Source organism: Azotobacter salinestris, from assembly GCF_009363155.1.
Classification (GTDB): Bacteria; Pseudomonadota; Gammaproteobacteria; order Pseudomonadales; family Pseudomonadaceae; genus Azotobacter; species Azotobacter salinestris.
Genome location: NZ_CP045302.1, coordinates 2,972,959 through 2,996,472, shown reverse-complemented (window position 1 = coordinate 2,996,472; position 23,514 = coordinate 2,972,959). Strand labels below are relative to the sequence as shown.

Sequence of the window (23,514 nt, the reverse complement as noted above, 5' to 3'; positions counted from 1 at the left end):
AAATATGGCCTCTTTGCTCCAGGAGCCCCGGTCGCACGACCGAACCCTAGCTCCCGGACGCATCCGCAACGCGCTCGTAGCTCAGCTGGATAGAGTACTGCCCTCCGAAGGCAGGGGTCGTGGGTTCGAATCCCGCCGAGCGCGCCATCTCCTCTGCTCCTGCATCGAAAACCCAGCTCTGCCGGCCCGATGCGCCTGGTGCGGCCCCCCCTTGCCTGCCGTCCGAAAAAACCCGCAATGAAAAAGGCGGATGCCGGGTTCATCCGACATCCGCCCTACAGGCTTGTCCTGTCTGCTGCCGGCCGATCCCGGCAGCATCAGGGAAGCTGCGCCAGGCGCAGCCTTCGCTCAGCGGATATGGTCCGCTACGCCCCGCATGTTCATGTGGGGCACGTTCGCCGTCCGCTCGGACGAGGAACGCATCCAGCGTCCGAGGCACAGGCCGGCCACGAACAGGCTGAAGCAGGCGAACACGACGGTGAGAACGATAGAGATCAGCATGAGGTTGCCCTCCTTGGCGTGGTGACGTGCTCGAATCTAGCAAGCGCTCACGCTTGTCAATATTGACCCAGCTCATGAGATGCGACATTTCGCCTCGGATTTTCGCCGCTAATCGCCCACTACCTCGTCCTGGCGGTTGGAAAGCACGCCGGACGGTGTCACCCTGTTGTAACAAACCATGTCCTCCGCCGGCTGCCTGCGGACAGCGGCATGCGGAGCGGCGCCCTCCCCTTCATCCCTTGCCTGCGAGTATCGACGTGTCCCCTGCGCTTTCCTCCGGATCCGGCTCCAGCGTCTACCGTCATCCCGGTTTCCTGCCCTTTCTGATCGCCCGTCTCGGCGCCGTCTGCGCCCTGCAGATCCAGGCCGTGGTGGTGGCCTGGCAGGTCTACGACATGACCCGCGATCCGCTGTCGCTGGCCTATGCCGGGCTGGCCCAGTTCGTTCCCATGCTGCTGCTGTTGCTGCCGGCCGGCGATCTGATCGACCGCTACGACCGCAAGCGCATCCTCGCCGCCAGCTGGGTGGTCGGCGCCCTGTGCAGCAGTCTGCTGCTCTGGCTGTCGCTGAGCGGCGCGCAGAACACCCTGGCGATCTATGCGGTACTGGCGCTGTTCGGCTGCGCCCGCGCCTTCATCGGCCCGGCCCTGCAGAGTCTGCTGCCGCAGATCGTGCCGCGCGAGCGGCTGGCCGCGGCGATCGCCGCCAACAGCATGATCATGCGCGGCGCCACCATCGCCGGGCCGCTGCTCGGCGGCGGGCTCTACGCGCTGGGCGGCGGCGCCCTGAGCTACACGCTGTGCCTGGCCGGCTTCGCCCTCGCGCTGGGCCTGCTGCCCTGGGTGCCGGTGAGCTTCGCCGAGCCGCCGAAGACCCTGGAGGCGACCGCCTGGCAGCGCTTCACCGCCGGCATCGACTTCATCCGCTCGCGGCCGATCATCCTCGGCACCATCTCCCTGGACCTGTTCGCCGTACTGCTCGGCGGCGTGGTGGCGCTGCTGCCGATCTACGCCCAGGAGGTTTTGCAGGTCGGCCCGGAAGGGCTCGGCGCGCTGCGCAGCGCCATGGCCATCGGCGAGGTGCTGGTCGGCCTCTACCTGAGCGTGCGGCCCTTCGACCGGCACGTCGGCATGACCATGTTCGCCGCGGTCGCGCTGTTCGGCCTGGCCAACCTGGTCTTCGCCCTGTCCAGCCTGTTCTGGCTGTCCTTCCTGGCGCTGCTGGTGGCTGGCGCGGCGGACATGGTCAGCATGTACATCCGCTCCTCGCTGATCCAGTTCTCCACCCCGGATGCCATGCGCGGGCGGGTCAACGCGGTGAACATGCTGTTCATCGGCTCCTCCAACGAGCTGGGCGAGTTCCGCGCCGGCAGCAGCGCCGCCTGGTTCGGCACGGTGCCGGCGGCGGTGCTGGGGGCGGTGTGCACGCTGACAGTGACGGGAGGCTGGATGTGGGGCTTCAAGTCGCTGCGCCGGGTCGACCGCTTCGAGGACGCCTCGCCCGGCGGTGTGCCCGAGAGCGAAACCGCCGCGCCGCGCGAGGGCGCCGCAGCCGTGTAGCCGTGCGGCGGGCCGGTCTTCCGGCCTGCCGCTGCAGGGCCGTCGGGGCGCTGTCAGCGGGGCGGCGCGAGGCCGAGCCTCTTGTGTGCGCCTGGTAATCCACGCCGCCGATGGCCAGTCCCGTATGGCTCAAGACCTCCCGTTCGATACGCTGTCGGACGACATTCAGGATCGTCGTCATACCCATGGAGCCAGCTCCCGGGGCGGTTGGACGCCTGCGGCGCGACCACCGGATAGCGTCTGCCTGAATACCAATTCTTGCATGGGCGGGAGAAACGGAAAGTCGGGGTACGCAGAGGCAGTCAATGTCCTGCGCCCCTCTCCCTCGGGGAGCGGGGCCGGAGGAGAGGGGCGCTGTATCCGGGACAGTCTGGCGCGAAGCCGCTAGCGCTGCGCCGCCCGGCAGATCGCCAGGAAGGAGGCGGCTTCCAGCGAGGCGCCGCCGATCAGCCCGCCGTCGATGTCCGGCTGCTCGAACAGCGCGGCGGCGTTGTCGGCCTTGACGCTGCCGCCGTAGAGGATCGGCATGGCGGCGGCCAGGGCGCGATCGAACTCGCCCAGCTGCGCACGGATGTGCCGGTGCACCGCCTGGGCCTGCTCCGGGCTGGCGCTCTCGCCGGTGCCGATGGCCCACACCGGCTCGTAGGCGATCACCCCGGAGAGCAGCGCCTGGCCGCCGACGCGCCGGATCACCGCCTGCAGCTGATCGGCGATGACCGTCTCGGTGCTGCCGTCGCGGCGCTGCGCCAGGGTCTCGCCGACGCAGAGCACCGGCACCAGTCCGGCCGCGAACGCCGCGGCGAACTTCTCGGCGACCAGCTCGTCGCTCTCGCCGAACAGGCTGCGCCGCTCCGAGTGGCCGACCAGCACGAAGCGGCAGCCCAGCTCCTTGAGCATGCCGCCGCCGACCTCGCCGGTGAAGGCGCCGTGCTTGGCGGTGTGGAGGTTCTGCGCGCCCAGCACCACGCTGGAGCCCTCCAGCAGGCCGCCGACCTGCGCCAGGTACGGAAAGGGCGGGCAGACCGCCACGTCGACATGCCTCAGCGAGGCCAGCGGCGGCAGCAGCTCGAGCAGCAGACGCCGGTTGGCGGCCAGGCTGCCGTTCATCTTCCAGTTGCCCATGACCAGTTTTCCACGCATGGCTCGTCTCCTCAGTCCTGCGGCCGGGGGTGGTTGCTGCTTCGCCTGGCGTGGTATGGCGAGCCGGTCTTGCTCTTTCTATTCATGGTTCCGGGTGTCCTGTGTCGGGCTCGGCGCCTTGGCCGGCGGGCCGGCGGGCGCGAGCAGTTCCTGTCGTTCGGTTATTCGGCGCGAAGGTCGAGATCGCGGGATCATTCCCGCGCGTTCCCTTCGACGGCGCCAGGGGTCTGTCCGTTCGCTTGCATCCCATGATCCCGCTCAATGAATGGTATCCGCTCGATCGCTCCAGCCAAGGAGCAGGACAAAGGGCGGACAAGACCGTTCTGGCGTACGGAATGGCGCCTGGGGAGCAACCCATGCTGCGTTGGCGGCCGCGAGGGCACGGGCAGGCACCCGCATGGGCGGATTTCCACAGCAATATTTTGGAAATCTTACCAATAACCCGGCCCGAATCCGAGCAATGCGGGTTTTCTGCGCCTGGGCGATCGGCCGTGTCACGACGGCCTCCCGCTTCGGCCCCGCAACGGGCGGCCATTGGCTTGCGGCGCCCGCCATTCGAACAACAGGCTCGCCGCCCTATCGCCGGATGTCCTCGAACAATATTCGCCGGCGCAAAGAAAACATTGAAGCAAGGTATGCAAGGCTCCGTTGCGAATTTTCGCCCATCAATTATTCGCCCGTCACCGCACTACTCCAACTCGAAGCTCGGCAACCCACTTGCCGGCTTCCGAGAAAAATCTCGCCGATCATCGCAATATTCAATCTGTAAATATAATCCGCACACCGCAGCGTTCTGAAGGGAAACTTTGCCTGCCTGGATGGCAGGCAGAAACCACGCTTGCAAACCCGCTCCAGCTGCAACTATCAGCCAGCATCGAGCTTACTGGACAATGCTATCCGGCAAGCTGGCAACACTTGCAAAAAGTGTCGACAAGCAAACCTGCCGTAATGACTCCGCCTCTTTTCCCACCTGCGGAAAGTATACGAAACGGGTACTTGCGCCAGGCAGCAAGTGCACCGGCAGAGGCCTCCAGCAGACCGCCAGTCAAGCCGTAACCCTCGAGATACAGGGCTCCTGCCAACACAGCGAGAAGTATGAAGGAGCGCTGCAAAGATTCCGCCAGCCATTTAATAGCCATTCGCCATGCAACTATTCTCGTCCGCCGAGCCAACTCAGCGCCTGCCGGTTTTTCTGCCGGACGGTTATCGACAGCATCGGCTTCGCTTTCCATCCACGACCAGCAAACCGCCAGCAAACAAAGCGGTCGACATAATTAGCCGATATGCACATTATTACCTCGGGCAATTAAAATTGCGTATTCCGCTTCTCTGCCGACCGAATATCGGGCGCCTCAGAATACATTCGACTTTTTTCTGCAGATGGAGAGGGTCTGGCTATTCTTGCTCCCTGCCGAGTTTCAGCACAGAACTACCGACCAACCTGGTCGGCAGATTCCTATTGTTTGAAAGAACCCGGAACAAATATGCCAGCAGGCAAGACATCCCCTGGCGTTAATAAGTAGGGAGCAAAAGTCATGGCCATACTCTTCGGTGATAACCGTAACAACACCATCAACGGTACCAACCGCAACGATTTCATCTACGGCTTGGGCGGCAACGATCTGCTCAATGGCCGCGCCGGCAACGACTGGCTCTTCGGCGGCCGCGGCGACGACACGCTGAACGGCGAAAACGGTAACGACCGGCTCTACGGCCAGGATGGCAAGGATCTGTTGGACGGCGGCAACGGCGACGACAAGCTCTTCGGCGGCAACGATGACGATACGCTCTACGGCCAGAACGGCAAAGACGAGCTTTACGGGGAAAACGGCAAGGATGGCCTCTATGGAGGTAATGGCGACGACAGACTCTACGGTGGCAACGACAACGATCACATGCACGGTGAGAACGGTCAGGACGAGCTGTACGGCGGCGAAGGGGACGACCTGCTCGAGGGCAACAACGGCGACGACAAGCTCTATGGCGAGAACGGCAAGGACGAGATGCGTGGGGGCGACAACAACGACACGCTCTATGGCGGTAACGACAACGATCACATGCACGGCGACAACGGCCAGGACGAGCTGTATGGCGGCAACGGCGACGACCTGCTCGAGGGCAACAACGGCGACGACAAGCTCCGGGGCGAGAACGGCAAGGATGAACTCTATGGCGGCAATGGCGATGATCTGCTCGAGGGCGGCAACGGCAATGACCTGCTCCGCGGCGAAAACGGCAAGGACCAGCTCTACGGCAACAACGGCGAGGACAAGCTCTACGGCGACAACGGCGACGACCAGCTCTTCGGCGGCAACGGCAACGACCTGCTCGACGGCGGCCGGGGCGACGACTGGCTCGACGGCGGTGCCGGCAAGGACACGCTGATCGGGGGAGCCGGCAAGGATACCTTCGACTTCAACGCGCTCACCGACACGGGCCTGACCAGCAGCACCTGGGATGTCATCAGCGACTTCGTCCGGGGCGAAGACAAGATTGATCTGTCGACGCTGGATGCCAACACGGCCACGGGCGCCGACAATGCCTTCAGCACCCTCCTCACCGGCTCGACGGACTTCTCCGCTGCCGGGCAGCTGAAGTTCGACCAGGGCGTGCTCTACGGCAACGTGGACAACAACACTGCCGCGGACTTCGCCATCGCTCTCACCGGCGTGAACAGCCTGGCGCTGACGGACATCGTCGTCTGAGCCGGGCAGGATCACCCGCTCCTGGGGCAACCTCCTCGCCCCGACCGGCCCCGGCACCTTGCCGGGGCCTTTCTGGCTGGAGAAGCGCCGCCCGCCGCCAATCCAGATCGTCGTCGAAGCCGTCGTCCTCCAGGCCGCCCGGCCCACTGATCTCCCCAATCTCGATTTTCCCCGCTGAACAAATGCACAAGTCGATAACGACCTTGGCGCTTGTGCCTGCCCTTGAATGCCGAGCTCTTGGTCATGCACTCTGAAAAAATTTGAACATTGCTTATCGATACTAGTGTGGTGAATCACAACTACTCAGGATAAGTCTTGTCTGCCGCGGAGCTGGCAGAGTTTTTTCGGAGGGCATGCGATGAAAACAGGCCGCCCAGCCGTTCGGATCGAACTGACCGAACACGAGCATGCCGAACTCACCCGCCGCCGAGCCAGGCACAAGGGGCCTGCCGATATGCAGCTGCGCGCCGAGATCATTCTGTCCTGCGCTCGAGGCGAGTCCGGCTCTTCCATTGCTCGACGGCTCGGCATTACGGCGCAAACCGTTTCGAGGTGGCGCCTTCGCTTCGCCCGTTTGGGCCTGCAAGGCCTCAATGACGAGCCGCGCTCAGGCCGCCCACGCAGCATCAGTGATGAAAAGGTCCAGGAAGTGGTCGACCGGGTGCGGCAGACCCGGCCCGACGATGCCAGTCATTGGAGCTCGCGCCGGATGAGCAAGGCCACCCATATTTCACCGGCGAGCGTACAGCGTATCTGGCGAGCCTTCGGGCTCAAGCCTCACCTGGAGCACACCTTCAAGCTGTCCACCGATCCTGCCTTTGTCGACAAGGTGCAGGATATCGTAGGGCTCTACCTGAATCCGCCGGATAAGGCGCTGGTACTGTGCGTCGATGAGAAAAGCCAGATCCAGGCGCTCAATCGAACACAGCCGGGGCTGCCGCTGGAGCCTGGGTATCCGGCGACCCGTACCCATGATTATCAGCGCCATGGCACGACGTCCTTGTTTGCCGCCCTGGATGTGGCCACCGGCGAGGTGATCGGACGTCTCAAGCGCCGTCACCGCAGCGCAGAATTCCTGGAGTTTCTCAGGGCCATCGAGGAAACGGTCGAGAGCGACAAGGCCATCCACCTGATCATGGATAACTATGCCGTGCACAAGACCGACAAGGTGCGCGCCTGGCTTGTCGCGCACCCGCGTTATCACGTGCATTTCACCCCGACGTCCGCGTCATGGCTGAATCTGGTGGAGCGCTTTTTCTCGATGCTCACCCAGAAGTGGATAAGGCGCCAGGCCCATACCAGCGTGAAGGATCTCGAGCAGTCCATCGAGTATTACCTGGCGACTTACAACCAGAATCCAAGGCCCTTCCGCTGGCGTAAGGGAGCAGGTGAAATCCTGGCCTCTGTCGGCAGGGCTGCTCGAGCCTTGCAAAGAAATAATGAAGCGAACTTGTGATTCACCACACTAGAGCATTTTTAGAAAATACGAATTCGACATACAGGGGTTGCTCTTCCTGGTCATTCCGGTTCTCCTTTCCCCCTCGGACAAGGGGACCGGAATGGCTCGGGCATACAGTGCGGATCTTCGCCAGCGCGTCGTCGACGCGGCCATGGGTGGGCTGTCGGCTCGGCAGGCCGCCGAGCGATTCGACGTCGGGACGGCAACAGCGATCGTCTGGGTACGGCGCTTCCGGGAAGGCGGGGAGCTCGTCGCCCGCCGACAGGGTAAGCCCCGGGGCTTGCGGCTCGATCCCCATGCGGACTACCTGCTCGGCCTGCTCGAGCAGACCCCCGACCTGACGCTGGCCGAACTCGCCGCGCCCCTCGAACGGGAGCGTGGCGTCCGTGTCAGCCTGGCGACGATGTGGACGTTTCTCGACCGGCACGCCATGACGTTCAAAAAAAGACGGCGCATGCAGCCGAGCAGCAACGGCCGGACGTCCAGGCAGCCCGACAGGGATGGATCGAGGAGCAGTCCGGTTTCGATTGGCACAAGCTGATCTTCATCGACGAAACCGCCGCTTCGACGAACCTGGCCCGCCTGCGGGGCTGGGCCCCTCGCGGCGAGCGCTGCCGGGCCGCGATAGCCCACGGCCACTGGAAAACCACGACCTTTACCGCCGGCCTGCGGCTGGATGGCCTGAGCGCACCGCGGGTGCTCGATGGCGCCATGAACGGCCCGGCCTTCCTGGCCTATGTCGGGCAGGTTCTGGTACCCGAGCTGACGCCCGGCGATATCGTGGTGATGGACAACCTACCGGCCCACAAGGTAGCGGGGGTACGCCAGGCCATCGAAGGCGCAGGAGCCACACTGCGCTACTTGCCACCCTATAGCCCCGACCTGAACCCAATCGAGATGGCCTTCTCCAAGCTCAAGGCACTGCTGAGAAAGGCGGCGGCGCGGACCGTGCCGCAGCTGTGGCAGAGCATTGGCGAGGCGATTGCGCAGTTCTCTGCACAGGACTGCAGGCACTACTTCGAGGCAGCCGGATATGAATCGGAATAAGGTAAAAATGCTCTAGGGATGGTCTGAAGTAGTCATGTATTTCTGGCTGACTTCAGCCCCCCGCCGACTTTGAAAGCGGAGAATCGATCAAAAACGATCAGATCACCCGCTCGTTTCTGCGTTTTTTAGCTGCCGCGAGCACGTCGCAGCAACCGTTTCCCGCATTACAGGCGCACCTCTCCTGCATTCGCCAGTAAATATCGGCGCGCCATCCACAGATTCGACAAGGCGAACAGCGTCACCAACTGTGACGTGTTTTTGGCCAATCCCCGGAAGCGCACCTTGGTGTAGCCAAACTGGCGCTTGATCACGCGGAACGGATGTTCGACCTTGGCTCGTACCTGGGCCTTGGCCTTCTCGATCTTGCGGATCGCTTTGTATAAGGCGCTACGCTTGCCATGCTTCTTGTAGGTACTGCGCCGGGCCGCGACCTGCCAGATGACCTGCCGACCTTCATGCTCGGGGCGCTTCTCTACGCCGGTATAGCCCGCATCGGCACTCACTACGTTTTCCTCGCCATGCAGCAGTTGGTCGACTTGGGTGACATCTGCCACGTTGGCTGCCGTGACCACCACGCTGTGCACCAGACCCGACTCAGCGTCGGCACCAATGTGAGCTTTTGCGCCGAAGTAGTACTGGTTGCCCTTCTTCGTCGAGTGCATTTCCGGGTCGCGCTTGCCGTCCTTGTTCTTCGTCGAGCTCGGCGCATGGATCAGGGTGGCGTCGACAATGGTGCCCTGGCGCAGCGACAGTCCGCGCTCGCCCAGATAGCCGTTGATCACCTCCAGTATTCCCCCGGCCAGTTCGTGCTTCTCCAGCAGGCGACGGAAGTTGAGGAGGGTCGTTTCGTCCGGGATGCGCTCCAGGCTCAGGCCGGCGAACTGGCGCAGGAGAGTGGTTTCGTACAGCGCTTCCTCCATCGCCGGATCGCTGTAGCCGAACCAGTTCTGCATCAGGTGCACGCGCAGCATGGCTGCCAGCGGGTAGGCGGGCCGACCGCCTTCGCCCTTGGGATAGTAGGGCTCGATCAGGGCGATCAGCCCCTGCCACGGCACCACCTGGTCCATCTCGAGCAGGAAGCGCTCGCGGCGGGTCTGCTTGCGCTTGCCGGCATACTCGGCATCGGCGAAGGACAGTTGCTTCATCGGGAAACTCGGACAAGGGAGCGGGTGTATTTCACCAGAATCGGGAAGTCTTTTTCAGGATTTCCCTAGCAGGCGACGACGCTGAGGAGAGTGGCTTTCCAGGCTCAGCTCGGCAAACTGGCGCCGGATGGTGGTCTCGTGCAGCGCCTCCTCCATCGCCGGATCGCTGTAGCCGAACCAGTTCTGCATCAGATGCAGACGCAGCATCGCCAGCAACGGATAGGCTGGACGACCGCCTGCACCCTTCGAGTAATGCGCTCGATCAGGGCGATCAATCCCTTCCACGGCACCACCTGATCCATCTCGATCAGGAGCAACTCCTTGCGGGTCTGCTTGCGCTTGCCGGCGTACTCGGCGTTGGCGAAGGACATCTGCTTCATCGGGAAACTCGGGTAGTGGAATCGACATATTTCACCAGACTCGAGAAGTCTTCTTCAGGGTTTTCCTAACTTCTTGGGGCAAGTATTAAAGTGTTTTTTCTCTGGCTATTGGGATAAATGTGCCAGAAGTAAGAATGTCAAGCTGCTAGTATTGCGGGTGGCCTTGCAAATAAGCAGAATCGTGCTTGGCTTATCGAAAGTTGGAGAAGCCCAGAAAACTAAAGAATTTTAGGGAAGGTAATCTTCAGGGTGAGCTTTTTGGGTGGCATCTTTCAGCGACCAAGCTACCTGTATTGTATGGTGGATGCTTGACCGAGTCCGGTAATGCAGTGTCCGCAGTATAATCCAATAGAGCAGGCGCTGGCCTTGTAATAGGGGCAGTTCAGGGGTGTGCGGTTATATGAGGACGAAGGAGGTGCTCTGCCTGGCAGTAATTAACATGCTCGTTATTGATTTCTAACTTCATATGCTTGACTGCTTCATCAGGCGGTGAGTTCGATCGCATTGTCTTGGCCCTTGCTTTGGTGTCACTGGGCTGGCGTTGAGTATTTTGAAGGGTGATTTGTTGAAAGGTGGATATGCAAGCTTGCTTCTCTAAAGGAATAGAGACCATGAACAAAAAGATTTTTTCACTAAAAGTCATATGCAAAGCCACACGGGTTGTCTGTGTTATTTTGATCGGCGGTCTGGCTATTACCGCTCGCGCAGAGGAAACTGCCAACCTTGATGTCAGCGCCACCGTTATTCCCAACTGTAGTATCACTACGACTCCGCTGGCATTTGGCGATTATGATCCCGTTGTAACCCATGCCTCTGCCGACCTCGATGCAACAGGTACTGTCAATATTACCTGCACTCAAGACGCACCGGTTCAGATAACCCTGGGCGAAGGCTTGAATGCCGACTCCGGTTCTACCGGTGCAGCTCCCCTTCGCCAAATGACTAATGGCGGCGACTTCCTGTCTTACGACCTTTATAGCAATGCCGGACGTACCACAGTTTGGGGTGATGACGCGACGGTGGATGTCGAAAGCATAGGTACTGGCTTGGAGGAGGTGCATACCGTATATGGCCGGATTCCGGCTGGTCAGAACGTTGCCGTCGGCAACTATGCAGATACCGTTGTCGCCACCGTTATCTTCTGATGCTTATGCTCCTTAAGCTTTTGGAGTGCCGAGCCGTAAGGCTCGGCCTTCTTCTCCTCGTGGCCTTCTCCTGTATGAGGCTGAGTGGATCGGTTCTTGCCGGTAGCTTTTCGGTAAGCCCAATACGAGTGACGCTGTCTGCTGGACAAAAGATCATGGCCCTGCGAGTGATCAACTCTGGGGCAACTCCTGTTTCAATCCAGCTTGAGCTGTTTAGCTGGATGCAAGAGCAGGGCGCTGACCGCTACAGTCCAACCAATGAGTTGTTGGCCATGCCACCGATCTTTACCGTGGCGCCGGGCGAGTCGCAGGTTGTCCGGATCGGTCTGCGGCGTGCGCCAGACCCGCAGAGGGAACTCAGTTACCGTCTTTTCCTGCAGGAGCTGCCAGCGCCACTGCCAAAGGGATTTCAAGGCTTGCAGGTGGCGTTGCGTCTTGGCGTGCCAGTCTTCGTTACATCTTCGGCACCGACCGCGCCGCAACTCCAATGGCGTCTGCGGCGCACGTCAAAGGGGCTCGTGCTTTCCACAATCAACCAGGGGAATGCACAAGGCCATGTGTCCGGCCTGCAGCTACTCCTGCGTAACGGCAAGATCATGACGCTACAGGATCCGGTCTACGTACTGGCAGGCGTCCGTCGTGAGTGGCCGCTTGAAGGCATTGTCAGCCTTCCCATTGGCGAGCTGGTAGAGCTGTCGGCGAAGGTCAATGAAAAGGATGTCACAAGCCAATTGCGGGTGGAATAGCTGCTTACCCATAGCTGTATTCAAGACATTTGTAATCATTTTCTCAGGAATAGTCGCCCTGATCTGGATGCCGGACCGAGCGCAGGCGGCCGATGCGGGGCCGCCGGCCGAGACAGGCCTGCCAGCAGTCCCTCTCAAGGAAACCTGGCTGGAGGTGATACTCAACGGCCAATCCAGCCACATGGTGGTGCTGGCTCTGCTCGAGCCTGACAATGGGTTGTTGTTGCGTGCAGAGGACCTGCGTCAACTGCGCCTGCATACGCCACAAGCCACTCCTGTCCGATATGCGGGCGAAGCCTATTACCCGCTGGCGGCCTATGCCGGGTTGCGCTACCACATTGATCCGAGTCTGCTGACGCTCGACCTGCAAGCACCGGCGAACCTATTCGAAGCCATTCGCCTGAGCGGTGATAAATTTGACGACAACAGCCCCATGCCATCGCCTTTAGGCGCCTATTTCAACTATGACTTGTCATCTACCCAGGCTTCGAATGACCACAGCTCAAGCGAGCTGTTTGAGCTTGGCGCCTTCAATGGCTGGGGCAGTGGCGGCAGCAGCTTTCTGGCGAGGCAGCAAAGCGAGGAGGTTGGCGATCCCTTTGTCCGTCTCGATTCCAACTGGCGCAGGGACGACCCCGATAACATGCGCACTCTGCTGCTCGGGGACACCGCCAGCCATGGCACCAGTTGGAGTGGTGGGGTGCGGTTCGGGGGGCTGCAGTGGGGGACCAATTTCAGCACTCGACCAGAGTTCGTGACCCTGCCCTTGCAGAGCATGTCCGGCGAAGCAAGCCTGCCTTCCACTGCCGACCTGTATGTTAATGATGCACTGCGCGCACGCCGTGATATCCCGCCTGGCCCCTTCACCATCGATGAGGTACCCGTGGTTACCGGCTCGGGCGAGGCACGCCTGGTGATCCGCGATATTCTCGGTCGCGAACAGGTGATTACGCAGAGCTTCTATGCCAGCAGCCGGCTACTGCGCCCCGGCCTTCAGGACTATACCGTCGAACTGGGGAGCATTCGCGAAAATTACGGCCTGTCCAGCAATGATTATGGCCGCCTCGTTGCAACAGCCACCCACCGACAGGGGCAAACTAACTACTTTACTTCGGAGATTCACGGCCAGTTTCTTCGAGACCAGCAGACCGTTGGAGCCGGTGGCGCCTGGTTACTGCCCTGGGGCGGTGAGATCAATTCGGCGATAGCAGCCAGTCGGGCTGACGGTAAAGCGGGGCAACTACTCACGCTCGGCTTGCAGCAGCAGGACAGAAATGTGAACTTCGGGATTAATGGTCAATTTGCCAGCGAACACTTCGTGCGGCTTGGCATATCCAGCGAGAGCAATCCACTTCCTGCCCGGCAGATGAACGCCTACATCAGTGTTGCCGGATTTGGTAGTGGCAGTTTCAGCCTGAACTATATCCAGCAGGATTATCGCCTCCAAGAGCAAGAGGATGTCGAGTTTATTTCGGTCGGGTACAGTCAAGGGTTTGGCAAATGGGGATACTTTAGCCTTTCGGCCCTGCATTTTCTGGATAATCACGAGACAAGTTTCAGCCTGAATTTCACTCTGCCGCTAAATGGCTTCGAACGTACTACTGCCAGTATCAACGCCAGTCATCGTGCTGACCGGCGCGAGGGCACCCTGCAACTGCAACGGAGCTTGCCGATGGGCAGTGGCTTTGGTTATCGCCTGAAGGCAGGTCTGGGTGATAGCGATTATCGTGAGGGAAGTCTAAGCTATCAGAATGATTTCGGGACCTATCAACTGGCAACAACGAATAGCTATGGCCAGAGCAGCACAAGAGTCGATGCCAGCGGTGGAGTGGCGCTACTGGGCGGAGGGGTGTTCGCCAGCCGTCGAATCAGCGACAGCTTTGCTGTCGTGGAGCTTCCCGGATTTTCGAATGTGCGCGTCTATGCCGAGAACCAGGAAGTGGCTCGTACCGATGATAATGGCCGTGCATTGCTTCCACGTCTGCGCTCCTACGAGCGGAATAAGATCCGCATCGAGCAGGCCGATCTGCCCATAGAAGCCAATATTGGTAAACTGGAACAGATCGCTATTCCTTATGCCCGCAGTGGCGTGGTCTTGGGCTTTGAGGTCGAGCGCAGCCGTAATGCATTTTTTAGAATCAAATTGGAAAATGGAGAGATACTGCCCCTTGGAGCGGTTGTAACGTTGGAAGATGGAAGAGTATTTCCGGTTGGACTACGTGGTGAAGTCTTTTTGACCAGACTGAACTCTAGCAACAGGCTCGCCGTGGAGTGGCGCGGACAACACTGCGAGATCATGCTTGAGGTTCCAGAGAGCGATGAGCCAATCCATGATCTGGGCAGTTTCCTCTGTCATGGCATCGAGCCATAGCTTCGGAATGAGAGGGCGATGAGATGCGTTTACTCCATGGTTCCAGCATATCTGGAAGGCAGGTTTTTCATCGGTGTCACTATTTGTTCATATTGATATTTATCGTGTGCCGGCCAATTGCGGCTTCCGGTGCTTGCAACGTCGAGGCACAGAGCGTTGCCTTTGGTAATTATGATATTTTCGACACTGCTCCTCTGGATGGAGTTGGTAATGTCCAAGTGAGCTGCGATGACGAAACCCCTTCCTATGTCATCTCGCTGAGCAGTGGAGCCGGAGACTACAGTCAACGGCAGATGACCAGTGCCGGTCATATTCTTGTTTACAACCTCTATAGCAATGCAAGCCGGAATAGTATATGGGGCGATGGTACTGGCGGTACTGCCCAAATCGGGGGAAGTACTTCAGGGACAGTCAATCATACGGTTTATGGACGTATTCCTGCTCGTCAGAATGCTCATGTTGGTATTTACACGGACAGCATTATCGTTACCGTCAATTTCTGAGCGCCGAATTGGTTTCATCTTGGGATGGTCTGAAGTAGTCATGTGTTTCTAGATGAATTCAGCTCCCACCGACTTTGAAAGCGGAGAGTTGATCAAAAACGATTTGATCTTGAATGATCCCCAGAAATTTTCCTGGAAAATCAGTCAGGTAGAGCTTGAGGATGTCTGCATGGACGGGCACGTTGGTTGCCGCCAAACACACCGATGTCCCCAGCCCCATGCAGACCGTCCAATTCTTGCACGATGCCTTCGCCAAGGCACTCCCCATGATCCATGCCCGGCGTCTCGAAGCCCTGATGGCGTCGGTGGCCGCCCTGCTGCAAGGTCGCCGCCTGACTCTGACCGCACTGGGGCGTTCCATGCCCGGCTCGTCGTGGCCCAGGCATGCGATCAAGCGAATCGACCGTCTGCTTGGCAACCGACACTTGCAGGCCGAGCGAGGGTTGTTTTACCGGGCCATGCTCCTATATGGACTCCCCCCCGGTTTGCCAGTGAAACGCTTTGTCGACGACCGTGGTACGACTGCTTCCGTATATCCGGCTTTCGATGGGGCTCCGTTTGCCCCGAGCCATGATGAATATCCGCTCATGTGCGCCTGATCGCCCTGGCGGCCTTGGTAACCAGAGGGCCTGGGGTGCAAGCAGGTTTCACACATGCCGGTTCGCCCGGTTCGTCATCGCTGCATGTCACTGTGCAATCGTGGTGGATCTACCGCTCAACGTCTTCCCGGCTGTACCACCCGGGGGCTCAGCCAGGCCGATAGCCCTCGCCCCGGCTGAGGATCGCCCAGACGATCCGGGCATTCGTGTTCGCCAGGGCAACCGTGGCGATGTTCGGGCTGCACCGGCATACCAGTTGCCGAAGCCACTGGCTGCGCCGGTCCGCCTTGTGCTGGCAGTGCCTGAGCACTGCCTGGGCGCCGTGAGTCATCAGGGTCCGCAAGTAGCTATCGCTCCGCTTGTTGATCGGCCCCAGGCGCTCCTTGCCGCCGCTGGAGTGCTGGCGAGACCAGCCCCAGCCAGGCGGCGAACCGACGAGCGCTGTCGAACTGGCGAGCATCGCCCACGGCCGACACCAGGGCGGTGGCGGTGATCGGACCGATGCCCTCGACCTGCAGCAGGCGCCCCACGCGTTCGTCCTCGCGAGCCTGGCGCTGGATCATCTCGTCGAAACGAGATAACCGCGCCTCGTGCTCGTCCAACTCGCCGCTCAACTCCGCCAGCAGCTCGCGCATCTGCCCGGGCAAGCCGTTCTGCGCATCCAGAGCCGTCTGCGTCAGTCGGCGGGTGGCGGCAACGCCGTGCCGGGCTTCGACCAGGCCAAATTCGCCCAGCAGCCCGCGAATCTCGTTGACCAGCGCCGTCCGTGCCCGGCTCAGGCGGCTCCTGATCCGGTGCAGCGCCTGGCTGGCCTGCTGCTCGGCGCTCTTCACCTCGACATAGCGCATGCTCGGTCGACAGATCGCTTTGAAGATCGCCTCGGCGTCATTGGCGTCGTTCTTGCCGCTCTTGACGTAGGGTTTGACGAACTGCGGCGCGATCGGACGCACCTCGTGCCCGAGGGTCCGCAGTTCTCGCGCCCAGTAATGGGCACTGCCGCAGGCCGCCATCGCCACCGTGCAGGGCTCGAGTCGACGAAAGAAGTCCAGCATTTGCGAGCGTTTGAGCTGCTTGCGGCAGACCGCCTGCTCGTGGCTGTCGACGCCATGAATCTGGAATACCTGCTTTGCCAAATCGACGCCTATCCGCTTGAGTTTCATGGGGACTCCCTCCTCTGGTGACTGCTGTTTCCAGCAACTTCAGTCTGGCGCGTTGACGCCGCAGGAGGGGGGAGTCCATTTCATTGCCCTACGTCTTTTTCGTTACGCCGCGCAGCCTTCGGCCTCGGCCACCCTGGCCTGCAGGTGGCGCATGCTCTCCTGCAGCGCCGGGCGGATCTCGGGCAGGGCGTGCACGCTCTCGGCGAAGGGCTCGAAGGAGAACGGGCCGCGGTAGCCCAGCTCCAGCAGGCGGCGGATCTGTTCGGCGTTGCCGAGGAGGTCGGCCTCGCCGACCAGCACGCGGTGGCCGTCGCGGATCTCGGCCAGCGCGACCTGGCGGTCCTCGACCCCGGAGATGTGCACGATGCCGGTCAGCTCGGGGAAGAACTCCTGCTCGCCGGCCAGATGGTGGTGGAAGGTGTCGTGGACCAGGCGGAACACGTCCAGCCCGCCGATGCCCTTGATCGCCTCCACGGCATCGTGCTTGCGGCGCAGCGCGCTGCTCTCGAAGCCCAGCGGCTCGACGAAGCCGAGCAGGCCGTGCTCGCGCAGGATCGGCGCCAGCGCAGTCAGCGCGGTGCGCAGTCCCCGGACCCGTTCGGCGCGGCTGCGCGGGTCGGCCGGGTCGTTCAGCGGGCAGAGCACCAGCCCCTCGGCGCCGCAGGCGCGGGCATAGGCGGCGAGCTTGAGCGCTTGCGCGCGGCGCTCGTCGTTCCACACGTCGAAGGGGTAGAGCGCGTTGATGCTCAGCACGCGGACGCCCTTGGCCCGGCACAGTTCGCAGACTCGTTCGGGCGGCGTGCCGTCTTCGACCTCGTTGCCGGTGAGGTCGTTGCGCAGCTCGATGCTGTCGGCCTTCAGGGCGCGCGCCAGATCGAGGAACTCGGCCAGCGGCAGGGACGGGGCGACGATGCGGTTGAGGGCGAAGGGGAGGGACGGGGTCATCTTGTTATTCTCCGTAAGGCTGCACGCAATGGGTTGGGTTACTTCGCGGTCGGCATGCTGAACTCCGGACCCTTGGCGATGTTGTCCGGCCAGCACTGCATGACGCTTTTGTAACGGGTGTGGAGGCGGATGCCTTCCTCCCCATAGGCGTGGTGATCGCCGAACCGCGAACGTTTCCAGCCGCCGAAGGGATGCCAGGCCATGGGCACCGGGATCGGCACGTTGATGCCGACCATGCCCATGTCGGCCTCCGGGCTCACGCCGTTGCGGATGCGCCGGCAGTCGATGCGCGGCAGCAGCTTCTCGATCAGCGCGTCGGCGGCCTGCTCGAGGCTGGCGTCGGGCAGCACGATCATGTGGCTCTTGGCGCCGCCCCTTTCAAGGGCTTGCACTTTCCCCTTGGGCATACCCGGGAAGTGAGATCGATAGCGCTTCGGAGCGAATTCATGCGCGATGCTTCAGGTTTTTCCAATGATCGCAGCTGAATCTGCCCCCATAGCCTTGCTGGCAAGCAGCCGATTGGCGTTCAGCCGAAGACCTTGAAAGGCAGGCTTTCAGTCTGAAGGCGCTCCGGGGGTTGCGCCGGTATGCTGTCGCCAGGCAGGCCACACGAAACACAACAAGAGGTAGAGATCGCATGTCCAGTTCCGAATTGCCCGAGGCCGCCGGCGAGACGCTGCAGGAGGCGCCGGCCAGCGTGGAGCGGCTGCTGCAACTGATCACCGAGGAGTACGAGAGCCTGCCGCGGCAGCTCAAGCGCATCGCCAGCTACATGAGCCAGCAGAGCGACCGGGTGATGGTCGACCGGGTCAGCGATATCGCCCGCCAGTGCGAGGTGCATCCCTCGGCCATCGTGCGCTTTTCCCAGCGTTTCGGCTTCAAGGGCTTCAGCGAGATGCAGGCGCTGTTCCGCGAGGCCTACACCGACAAGACCACGCCGATCCAGAACTACCAGCAGCGCATCCGCCGGATGATCGCCGACCGTTCGCACAAGGCCTCCAGCGGCGAACTGGCCCGCGAGTGCATCAACGCCACCCGCTCCGGCCTCGACCGGCTGGCCCAGGAGCTCGACGAAACCGAGTTCGACAAGGCGGTGGATCTGCTGGTCGAGGCCGACAACATCTATGTGGTCGGCGTGCGTCGCTCGTTCGCCGTGGCCCACTATCTGGTCTACAGCCTGCAGCACACCAGAAAGCGCGTTCATCTGGTCAGCGGCCTGGGCGGCGGCTACCGCGAGCAGATGTGCAGCGTGCGCGAGGGCGACCTGGTCATCGCCATCAGCTTCAGCCCCTACGGCAAGGAAACCCAGCAGTGCGTGCGCGTCGCCCAGCACCACAAGGCCAACACGCTGATCGTCACCGACAGCCAGCTGGCGCCGCTGGCCAAGCACGCCAGCGCCCTGCTGCTGGTGAACGAGGGCAGCACCTTCGCCTTCCGCTCGCTCAGCTCCACCCTGAGCCTGTGCCAGGCGCTGTTCATTGCCGTGGCCTACCGCCTGGAGCTCAAGGTCGAGGAGATCAACGAGCCGGGCGGTCTGGAGGACGACGGTTTCGACGATCTGGAGTAGCACGGCGGCCGGCGCTCTTCCAGCCAGAAAGGCCCCGGCAAGGTGCCGGGGCCGGTCGGGGCGAGGAGGTTGCCCCAGGAGCGGGTGATCCTGCCCGGCTCAGACGACGATGTCCGTCAGCGCCAGGCTGTTCACGCCGGTGAGAGCGATGGCGAAGTCCGCGGCAGTGTTGTTGTCCACGTTGCCGTAGAGCACGCCCTGGTCGAACTTCAGCTGCCCGGCAGCGGAGAAGTCCGTCGAGCCGGTGAGGAGGGTGCTGAAGGCATTGTCGGCGCCCGTGGCCGTGTTGGCATCCAGCGTCGACAGATCGATCTTGTCTTCGCCCCGGACGAAGTCGCTGATGACATCCCAGGTGCTGCTGGTCAGGCCCGTGTCGGTGAGCGCGTTGAAGTCGAAGGTATCCTTGCCGGCTCCCCCGATCAGCGTGTCCTTGCCGGCACCGCCGTCCAGCCAGTCGTCGCCGCGGCCGCCGTCGAGCAGGTCGTTGCCGTTATTGCCCTCGAGCAGATCGTCGCCGTTGCCGCCGTAGAGCCTGTCCTTGCCGTTTTCTCCGTAGAGCAGATCCTTGCCGTTTCCGCCCTTGAGTTTGTCGTCGCCATTGGCGCCATAAAGCCTGTCGTCACCGTTGCCGCCGTCGAGCCAGTCCTCGCCGTTGCTGCCATCCAGGGTGTCCTTGCCGTTTTGGCCGTAAAGCCGATCGTTGCCGTTGCCGCCGTCGAGCCAATCCTCGCCGTTGCCGCCGTCCAGCAAGTCCTTGCCATTTTGGCCGAAGAGCCGATCGTTGCCGTTGTCGCCGCAGAGGCTGTCGTTGCCGTTGCCGCCAAAGACCAAGTCGTTGCCGTCGCGGCCGTTGACTCGGTCATTACCGGCGAAGCCATTGATGACATCGTTGCTGTTGGTACCGCTGAGGGTGTCGTTGCCAGTAGTGCCGTTGATTATGGCCATTATTCTATTCTCCCTATTTATTATGTCAGGGATGCTTTAATTGTCGGCTAATTGTTCTAAGGGTTGTTTCAGAAGTAGAGGTTCGCCGCCAGCGGCTCTTCGTTGCTCTTCGGCAAGCAGCAAGCATAGCCAGATAGTCGCAATGTGCAGCAGGAATTGAATATATATGACCCCTGTCCGATGACCGGCCGGCAGGGAGGGGTTTTGGCAATATTTGATTGCCAGAAGATATAATTCGAGCGCTTGTTAATGAAAGCCATCGCTTTGGGAAACTCTGAAAAAGCCCCCATTTTTCACGAGATCACATGCCCTGTAAGCCGCATGGTTACTGGCTTGTGATTTTCAGAAAAAGTCTTTTTCAGACCATCCTTTGGTTGTCGACGCCTTGATAGGGTTGCAGGGCAAAAAGCCGGTGTCCTCGATACAGTGCCCTCCTGCAGCGAAAATAGGCTGCGTCCGGCTCGTTCGATAAGCGGTTGGCAGAGAAGGTAACAGGCGGATGAATGAGTCTGAGGCGAAAATAGCTGCAGGGCAGCGAGTCGTTGCGCAGAGCACTTGCCCGTTGATGCTTGCTCTTGTTGGTTGAGCATTTGATGGCGGGCCTTGAGAGTTGTGCGCAGCTGTTATTAATCCGGCAATCCAATACCTCAAATCATGCCGCATAGGCAATTTTGGGGTGCCTGAAGTACGAGCGAATTCGCTCGGGCTTTGATTGCAGGCGGCGCATGACCGAACGAACCCGTCCTTCCAGAGCCTCCCGGCTTCTCACGCTTGGCCCGCTGCGCACTTGCTGCTTGAGGTCGCCATTCAGGTACTCGTCCGGATTAAGCTCCGGAGCGTAGGCCGGCAGAAAGAACACTTCGATCCGCTCTCGACGCTCATCCAGCCAGGCTTTCACTTTCTTGCTGTGATGCACGCGCAGGTTGTCCAGAATCAGGAAGACCTTGCGCCCCTGGGTGTCCCGGATCAGCCGCCCCAGGAAGCGGATCAGCACGGTCGCCGTCATGGTTTCCCGATACAGCATGAAGCGCAGCTTGCCCCGGTTGGTCACTGTCGAAATCATGTTCGAAGCAAAGCGGCTCCCACTGACCTCGCGGACTGGCGTTCGCCCTGCCGGGGCGTAGCTGCGCCCCGCGTGGCTATCGCTGCGCAAGCCGGTTTCATCGCCCCAGTGAATCTCGCCGCCCTCGGCCTTGGCGCGCCGCTCGATCTTCGGGTACTCGCTCTTCAACCAGCGCTGTATCGCCTCGGGCTGCTGCTGATAAGCGCGCTTCAGCGGCCGTTGTGGGGTATAGCCCCAACGCTTGAGGTATTCACCGACTGTCCGGATCGGCATCTGAAGACCGCAGTGCAGGGCGATCAGGGCTTGTACCGCATCCCGAGTCCAGAGCGCGAAAGCGAGCTTCAACTGGTCTGGCATGGTGTCGAGCAATAGCGTGCGAATCAGTGCCTCCTGCTCCGGGCTGAGGCTGCGGCGCTCTCCTGGCAGTGACCCGCGCTGGCCACCCTCAATGGCGGCCGACTTGCCTTGGTGCTGCGCCACCTCGACCCAGTGCGCCACGGTGCGCAGATGAACGCCAACGGCTTCGCCGATGGCTCTGTAGGTATACCCCTGCTCGCGCATGCGAAGGGCAATGGCGCGTTTTTCGCGCTGTTCCAAGGGGCTGAGGCTTCTAGCGTCACTGGTCATCGGGAAAAATGGCGATTATGCCCTATTGGATTGCCGGATTAATAGGGTTTGTCTGAAAAGTCGATTTGGCTAAAATGCCGCCTCCGTTGTTCCGAGCGCAGCCATGTCAGGCCGTTACGAGATTTCTGCCCAGCGCTGGGCGATGATCGAAGCCATCGTTTCTCCCCCTCAACGCATGGGCCGCCCCCGGCGAGATGACCGCCAGATGCTCAACGGCATCTTCTGGATTCTGTGCTCAGGGGCCAAGTGGCGCGATCTTCCCGAGCGTTATGGCCCCTGGAAGACGGTATATCAGCGCTTCAGGCTGTGGCGTGACAACGGCACCTTCGAGCAGGTGCTGCGGCATCTGCATCTGCGTCTGCGTGAGGACGGCTTTATCGACCTGGATACCTGGATGGTCGACTCAACGTCGATTCGGGCCACCAGAGCCGCCAGCGGTGCGAGAAAAAAAGGGGCCTGCAAGAGCCGCAGCACCAATGTCTCGGCCGAAGCCGTGGTGGGCTGACCACCAAGCTTCATCTGGCCTGTGACAGCAACGGGTATCCGCTGGCAGTGATGCTTTCACCCGGGCAGGACGCCGACTCGCGCTATTTCATGCCCTTGCTTGAGCAGATCAGCCTGCCTGGCAGCCAGGGTCGTCCGCGCAAGCGCTGCCGGTATGTACTGGCTGACAAAGGCTACGACAGCGAAAGCCTGCGCCAATACTGCGACCGGTATGGCATGAAGCCCATCATTCCCTTACGCAAGATGCACCGTAAGCCTCGACCGGGCTTGCCCTAGTGTGGTGAATCACAAGTTCGCTTCATTATTTCTTTGCAAGGCTCGAGCAGCCCTGCCGACAGAGGCCAGGATTTCACCTGCTCCCTTACGCCAGCGGAAGGGCCTTGGATTCTGGTTGTAGGTCGCCAGGTAATACTCGATGGACTGCTCGAGATCCTTCACGCGGGTATGGGCCTGGCGCTTTATCCACTTCTGGGTGAGCATCGAGAAAAAGCGCTCCACCAGATTCAGCCATGACGCAGACGTCGGGGTGAAATGCACATGATGACGCGGGTGTGCGACAAGCCAGGCACGCACCTTGTCGGTCTTGTGCACGGCATAGTTATCCATGATCAGGTGTATGGCCTTGTCGCTCTCGACCGTTTCCTCGATGGCCCTGAGAAACTCCAGGAATTCTGCGCTGCGGTGACGGCGCTTGAGACGTCCGATCACCTCGCCGGTGGCCACATCCAGGGCGGCAAACAAGGACGTCGTGCCATGGCGCTGATAATCATGGGTACGGGTCGCCGGATACCCAGGCTCCAGCGGCAGCCCCGGCTGTGTTCGATTGAGCGCCTGGATCTGGCTTTTCTCATCGACGCACAGTACCAGCGCTTTATCCGGCGGATTCAGGTAGAGCCCTACGATATCCTGCACCTTGTCGACAAAGGCAGGATCGGTGGACAGCTTGAAGGTGTGCTCCAGGTGAGGCTTGAGCCCGAAGGCTCGCCAGATACGCTGTACGCTCGCCGGTGAAATATGGGTGGCCTTGCTCATCCGGCGCGAGCTCCAATGACTGGCATCGTCGGGCCGGGTCTGCCGCACCCGGTCGACCACTTCCTGGACCTTTTCATCACTGATGCTGCGTGGGCGGCCTGAGCGCGGCTCGTCATTGAGGCCTTGCAGGCCCAAACGGGCGAAGCGAAGGCGCCACCTCGAAACGGTTTGCGCCGTAATGCCGAGCCGTCGAGCAATGGAAGAGCCGGACTCGCCTCGAGCGCAGGACAGAATGATCTCGGCGCGCAGCTGCATATCGGCAGGCCCCTTGTGCCTGGCTCGGCGGCGGGTGAGTTCGGCATGCTCGTGTTCGGTCAGTTCGATCCGAACGGCTGGGCGGCCTGTTTTCATCGCATGCCCTCCGAAAAAAC

16 protein-coding genes, 1 tRNA gene and 5 pseudogenes are annotated in these 23,514 nt (G+C 61.1%); 12 read left to right on the top strand and 10 right to left on the bottom strand.

The annotated features are described in order from the left end of the window. The first annotated feature begins 70 nt into the window (after nt 1–70). Nucleotides 71–147 (top strand) — tRNA-Arg (locus tag GCU53_RS13845). 201 nt (nt 148–348) lie between these two features. Here the strand turns inward: GCU53_RS13845 and GCU53_RS25510 are convergent. Next, nucleotides 349–501: a hypothetical protein gene (locus GCU53_RS25510; protein ID WP_167520003.1), complete on the bottom strand. Its 153-nt coding sequence runs from the start codon at nt 499–501 to the stop codon at nt 349–351. 257 nt (nt 502–758) lie between these two features. Between GCU53_RS25510 and GCU53_RS13840 the strand changes: the two genes are divergently transcribed. After that, on the top strand, nt 759–2,060 hold the full coding sequence (locus GCU53_RS13840; RefSeq protein ID WP_152388132.1) for an MFS transporter: 1,302 nt from the start codon (nt 759–761) through the stop codon (nt 2,058–2,060). 384 nt (nt 2,061–2,444) lie between these two features. Here the strand turns inward: GCU53_RS13840 and tpiA are convergent, their stop codons facing one another. Then, complete coding sequence (tpiA, locus tag GCU53_RS13835) at nt 2,445–3,200, bottom strand: triose-phosphate isomerase (RefSeq protein WP_152388131.1); 756 nt, start codon at nt 3,198–3,200, stop codon at nt 2,445–2,447. 1,535 nt (nt 3,201–4,735) lie between these two features. On the opposite strand from tpiA, the gene GCU53_RS13830 reads away from it, so the two are divergent. The 3 genes from GCU53_RS13830 to GCU53_RS13820 all read left to right on the top strand — a co-directional run bounded on the left by GCU53_RS13830 (nt 4,736) and on the right by GCU53_RS13820 (nt 8,411). Beyond that, complete coding sequence (locus GCU53_RS13830) at nt 4,736–5,905, top strand: calcium-binding protein (protein WP_152388130.1); 1,170 nt, start codon at nt 4,736–4,738, stop codon at nt 5,903–5,905. A gap of 358 nt (nt 5,906–6,263) precedes the next feature. Continuing rightward, on the top strand, nt 6,264–7,361 hold the full coding sequence (locus tag GCU53_RS13825) for an IS630 family transposase (RefSeq protein ID WP_152385966.1): 1,098 nt from the start codon (nt 6,264–6,266) through the stop codon (nt 7,359–7,361). Nucleotides 7,362–7,464: 103 nt separating this feature from the next. Next, a protein-coding gene (locus GCU53_RS13820; RefSeq protein ID WP_152388129.1) for an IS630 family transposase occupies nt 7,465–8,411 on the top strand; the annotation gives its coding sequence in 2 pieces (ribosomal slippage) (nt 7,465–7,804 and nt 7,804–8,411; 948 coding nt in all). 164 nt (nt 8,412–8,575) lie between these two features. Here the strand turns inward: GCU53_RS13820 and GCU53_RS13815 are convergent. Then, nucleotides 8,576–9,556, bottom strand: coding sequence for an IS5 family transposase (locus tag GCU53_RS13815; protein ID WP_152385958.1), 981 nt, complete (start codon nt 9,554–9,556; stop codon nt 8,576–8,578). 96 nt (nt 9,557–9,652) lie between these two features. Next, a pseudogene (locus GCU53_RS13810) lies at nt 9,653–9,936 on the bottom strand (transposase); the annotation flags it as partial. A gap of 611 nt (nt 9,937–10,547) precedes the next feature. Here GCU53_RS13810 and GCU53_RS13805 point away from each other — a divergent pair. From GCU53_RS13805 to GCU53_RS13785, 5 genes and pseudogenes are all read left to right on the top strand, one after another. Then, nucleotides 10,548–11,081, top strand: coding sequence for a Csu type fimbrial protein (locus GCU53_RS13805; RefSeq protein ID WP_167520070.1), 534 nt, complete (start codon nt 10,548–10,550; stop codon nt 11,079–11,081). Beyond that, complete coding sequence (locus GCU53_RS13800) at nt 11,081–11,827, top strand: fimbria/pilus periplasmic chaperone (protein ID WP_152388127.1); 747 nt, start codon at nt 11,081–11,083, stop codon at nt 11,825–11,827. Before GCU53_RS13805 ends, GCU53_RS13800 begins: the two co-directional genes overlap by 1 nt. After that, the gene (locus tag GCU53_RS13795; protein ID WP_167520068.1) at nt 11,799–14,198 is read left to right on the top strand and encodes a fimbria/pilus outer membrane usher protein; all 2,400 of its coding nucleotides are present in this window, start codon (nt 11,799–11,801) and stop codon (nt 14,196–14,198) included. Before GCU53_RS13800 ends, GCU53_RS13795 begins: the two co-directional genes overlap by 29 nt. An 83-nt stretch (nt 14,199–14,281) precedes the next feature. Then, the gene (locus GCU53_RS13790; RefSeq protein WP_167520067.1) at nt 14,282–14,701 is read left to right on the top strand and encodes a Csu type fimbrial protein; all 420 of its coding nucleotides are present in this window, start codon (nt 14,282–14,284) and stop codon (nt 14,699–14,701) included. A gap of 218 nt (nt 14,702–14,919) precedes the next feature. Further along, nucleotides 14,920–15,165, top strand: a pseudogene (locus GCU53_RS13785) (IS4 family transposase); the annotation flags it as partial. Between the two features lie 283 nt (nt 15,166–15,448). Here the strand turns inward: GCU53_RS13785 and GCU53_RS13780 are convergent. From GCU53_RS13780 to GCU53_RS13770, 3 genes and pseudogenes are all read right to left on the bottom strand, one after another. Next, nucleotides 15,449–16,460 (bottom strand): annotated as a pseudogene (locus GCU53_RS13780) (IS110 family RNA-guided transposase). A 102-nt stretch (nt 16,461–16,562) separates the two neighbouring features. After that, nucleotides 16,563–17,405, bottom strand: coding sequence for a TIM barrel protein (locus tag GCU53_RS13775; RefSeq protein ID WP_152388124.1), 843 nt, complete (start codon nt 17,403–17,405; stop codon nt 16,563–16,565). A 38-nt stretch (nt 17,406–17,443) separates the two neighbouring features. Continuing rightward, nucleotides 17,444–17,824 (bottom strand): annotated as a pseudogene (locus GCU53_RS13770) (aldehyde dehydrogenase family protein); the annotation flags it as partial. A 218-nt stretch (nt 17,825–18,042) separates the two neighbouring features. Here GCU53_RS13770 and GCU53_RS13765 point away from each other — a divergent pair. Next, a complete protein-coding gene (locus GCU53_RS13765) occupies nt 18,043–18,972 on the top strand; it encodes a MurR/RpiR family transcriptional regulator (RefSeq protein WP_152388123.1) in 930 nt (309 codons plus the stop codon). 99 nt (nt 18,973–19,071) lie between these two features. Here the strand turns inward: GCU53_RS13765 and GCU53_RS13760 are convergent, their stop codons facing one another. Next, nucleotides 19,072–19,917 (bottom strand): calcium-binding protein, encoded by an 846-nt coding sequence (locus tag GCU53_RS13760; RefSeq protein ID WP_152388122.1) that lies wholly within the window; start codon nt 19,915–19,917, stop codon nt 19,072–19,074. A gap of 652 nt (nt 19,918–20,569) precedes the next feature. Beyond that, on the bottom strand, nt 20,570–21,607 hold the full coding sequence (locus GCU53_RS13755; protein ID WP_152388121.1) for an IS630 family transposase: 1,038 nt from the start codon (nt 21,605–21,607) through the stop codon (nt 20,570–20,572). Between the two features lie 103 nt (nt 21,608–21,710). Here GCU53_RS13755 and GCU53_RS26150 point away from each other — a divergent pair. Next, nucleotides 21,711–22,384, top strand: a pseudogene (locus tag GCU53_RS26150) (IS5 family transposase); the annotation flags it as partial. Between the two features lie 12 nt (nt 22,385–22,396). Here GCU53_RS26150 and GCU53_RS13740 read toward each other — a convergent pair. Then, the gene (locus GCU53_RS13740; RefSeq protein ID WP_152388118.1) at nt 22,397–23,494 is read right to left on the bottom strand and encodes an IS630 family transposase; all 1,098 of its coding nucleotides are present in this window, start codon (nt 23,492–23,494) and stop codon (nt 22,397–22,399) included. Between the last annotated feature and the right edge of the window lie 20 nt (nt 23,495–23,514).

Bases quoted from the DNA above. Each gene is read 5' to 3' on its own strand.
- GCU53_RS25510 (WP_167520003.1), bottom strand. From the start codon at position 501: ATGCTGATCTCTATCGTTCTCACCGTCGTGTTCGCCTGCTTCAGCCTG.
- tpiA (WP_152388131.1), bottom strand. From the start codon at position 3,200: ATGCGTGGAAAACTGGTCATGGGCAACTGGAAGATGAACGGCAGCCTG.
- GCU53_RS13830 (WP_152388130.1), top strand. From the start codon at position 4,736: ATGGCCATACTCTTCGGTGATAACCGTAACAACACCATCAACGGTACC.
- GCU53_RS13825 (WP_152385966.1), top strand. From the start codon at position 6,264: ATGAAAACAGGCCGCCCAGCCGTTCGGATCGAACTGACCGAACACGAG.
- GCU53_RS13815 (WP_152385958.1), bottom strand. From the start codon at position 9,556: ATGAAGCAACTGTCCTTCGCCGATGCCGAGTATGCCGGCAAGCGCAAG.
- GCU53_RS13805 (WP_167520070.1), top strand. From the start codon at position 10,548: ATGAACAAAAAGATTTTTTCACTAAAAGTCATATGCAAAGCCACACGG.
- GCU53_RS13800 (WP_152388127.1), top strand. From the start codon at position 11,081: ATGCTTATGCTCCTTAAGCTTTTGGAGTGCCGAGCCGTAAGGCTCGGC.
- GCU53_RS13795 (WP_167520068.1), top strand. From the start codon at position 11,799: ATGTCACAAGCCAATTGCGGGTGGAATAGCTGCTTACCCATAGCTGTA.
- GCU53_RS13775 (WP_152388124.1), bottom strand. From the start codon at position 17,405: ATGACCCCGTCCCTCCCCTTCGCCCTCAACCGCATCGTCGCCCCGTCC.
- GCU53_RS13765 (WP_152388123.1), top strand. From the start codon at position 18,043: ATGTCCAGTTCCGAATTGCCCGAGGCCGCCGGCGAGACGCTGCAGGAG.
- GCU53_RS13760 (WP_152388122.1), bottom strand. From the start codon at position 19,917: ATGGCCATAATCAACGGCACTACTGGCAACGACACCCTCAGCGGTACC.
- GCU53_RS13755 (WP_152388121.1), bottom strand. From the start codon at position 21,607: ATGACCAGTGACGCTAGAAGCCTCAGCCCCTTGGAACAGCGCGAAAAA.
- GCU53_RS13740 (WP_152388118.1), bottom strand. From the start codon at position 23,494: ATGAAAACAGGCCGCCCAGCCGTTCGGATCGAACTGACCGAACACGAG.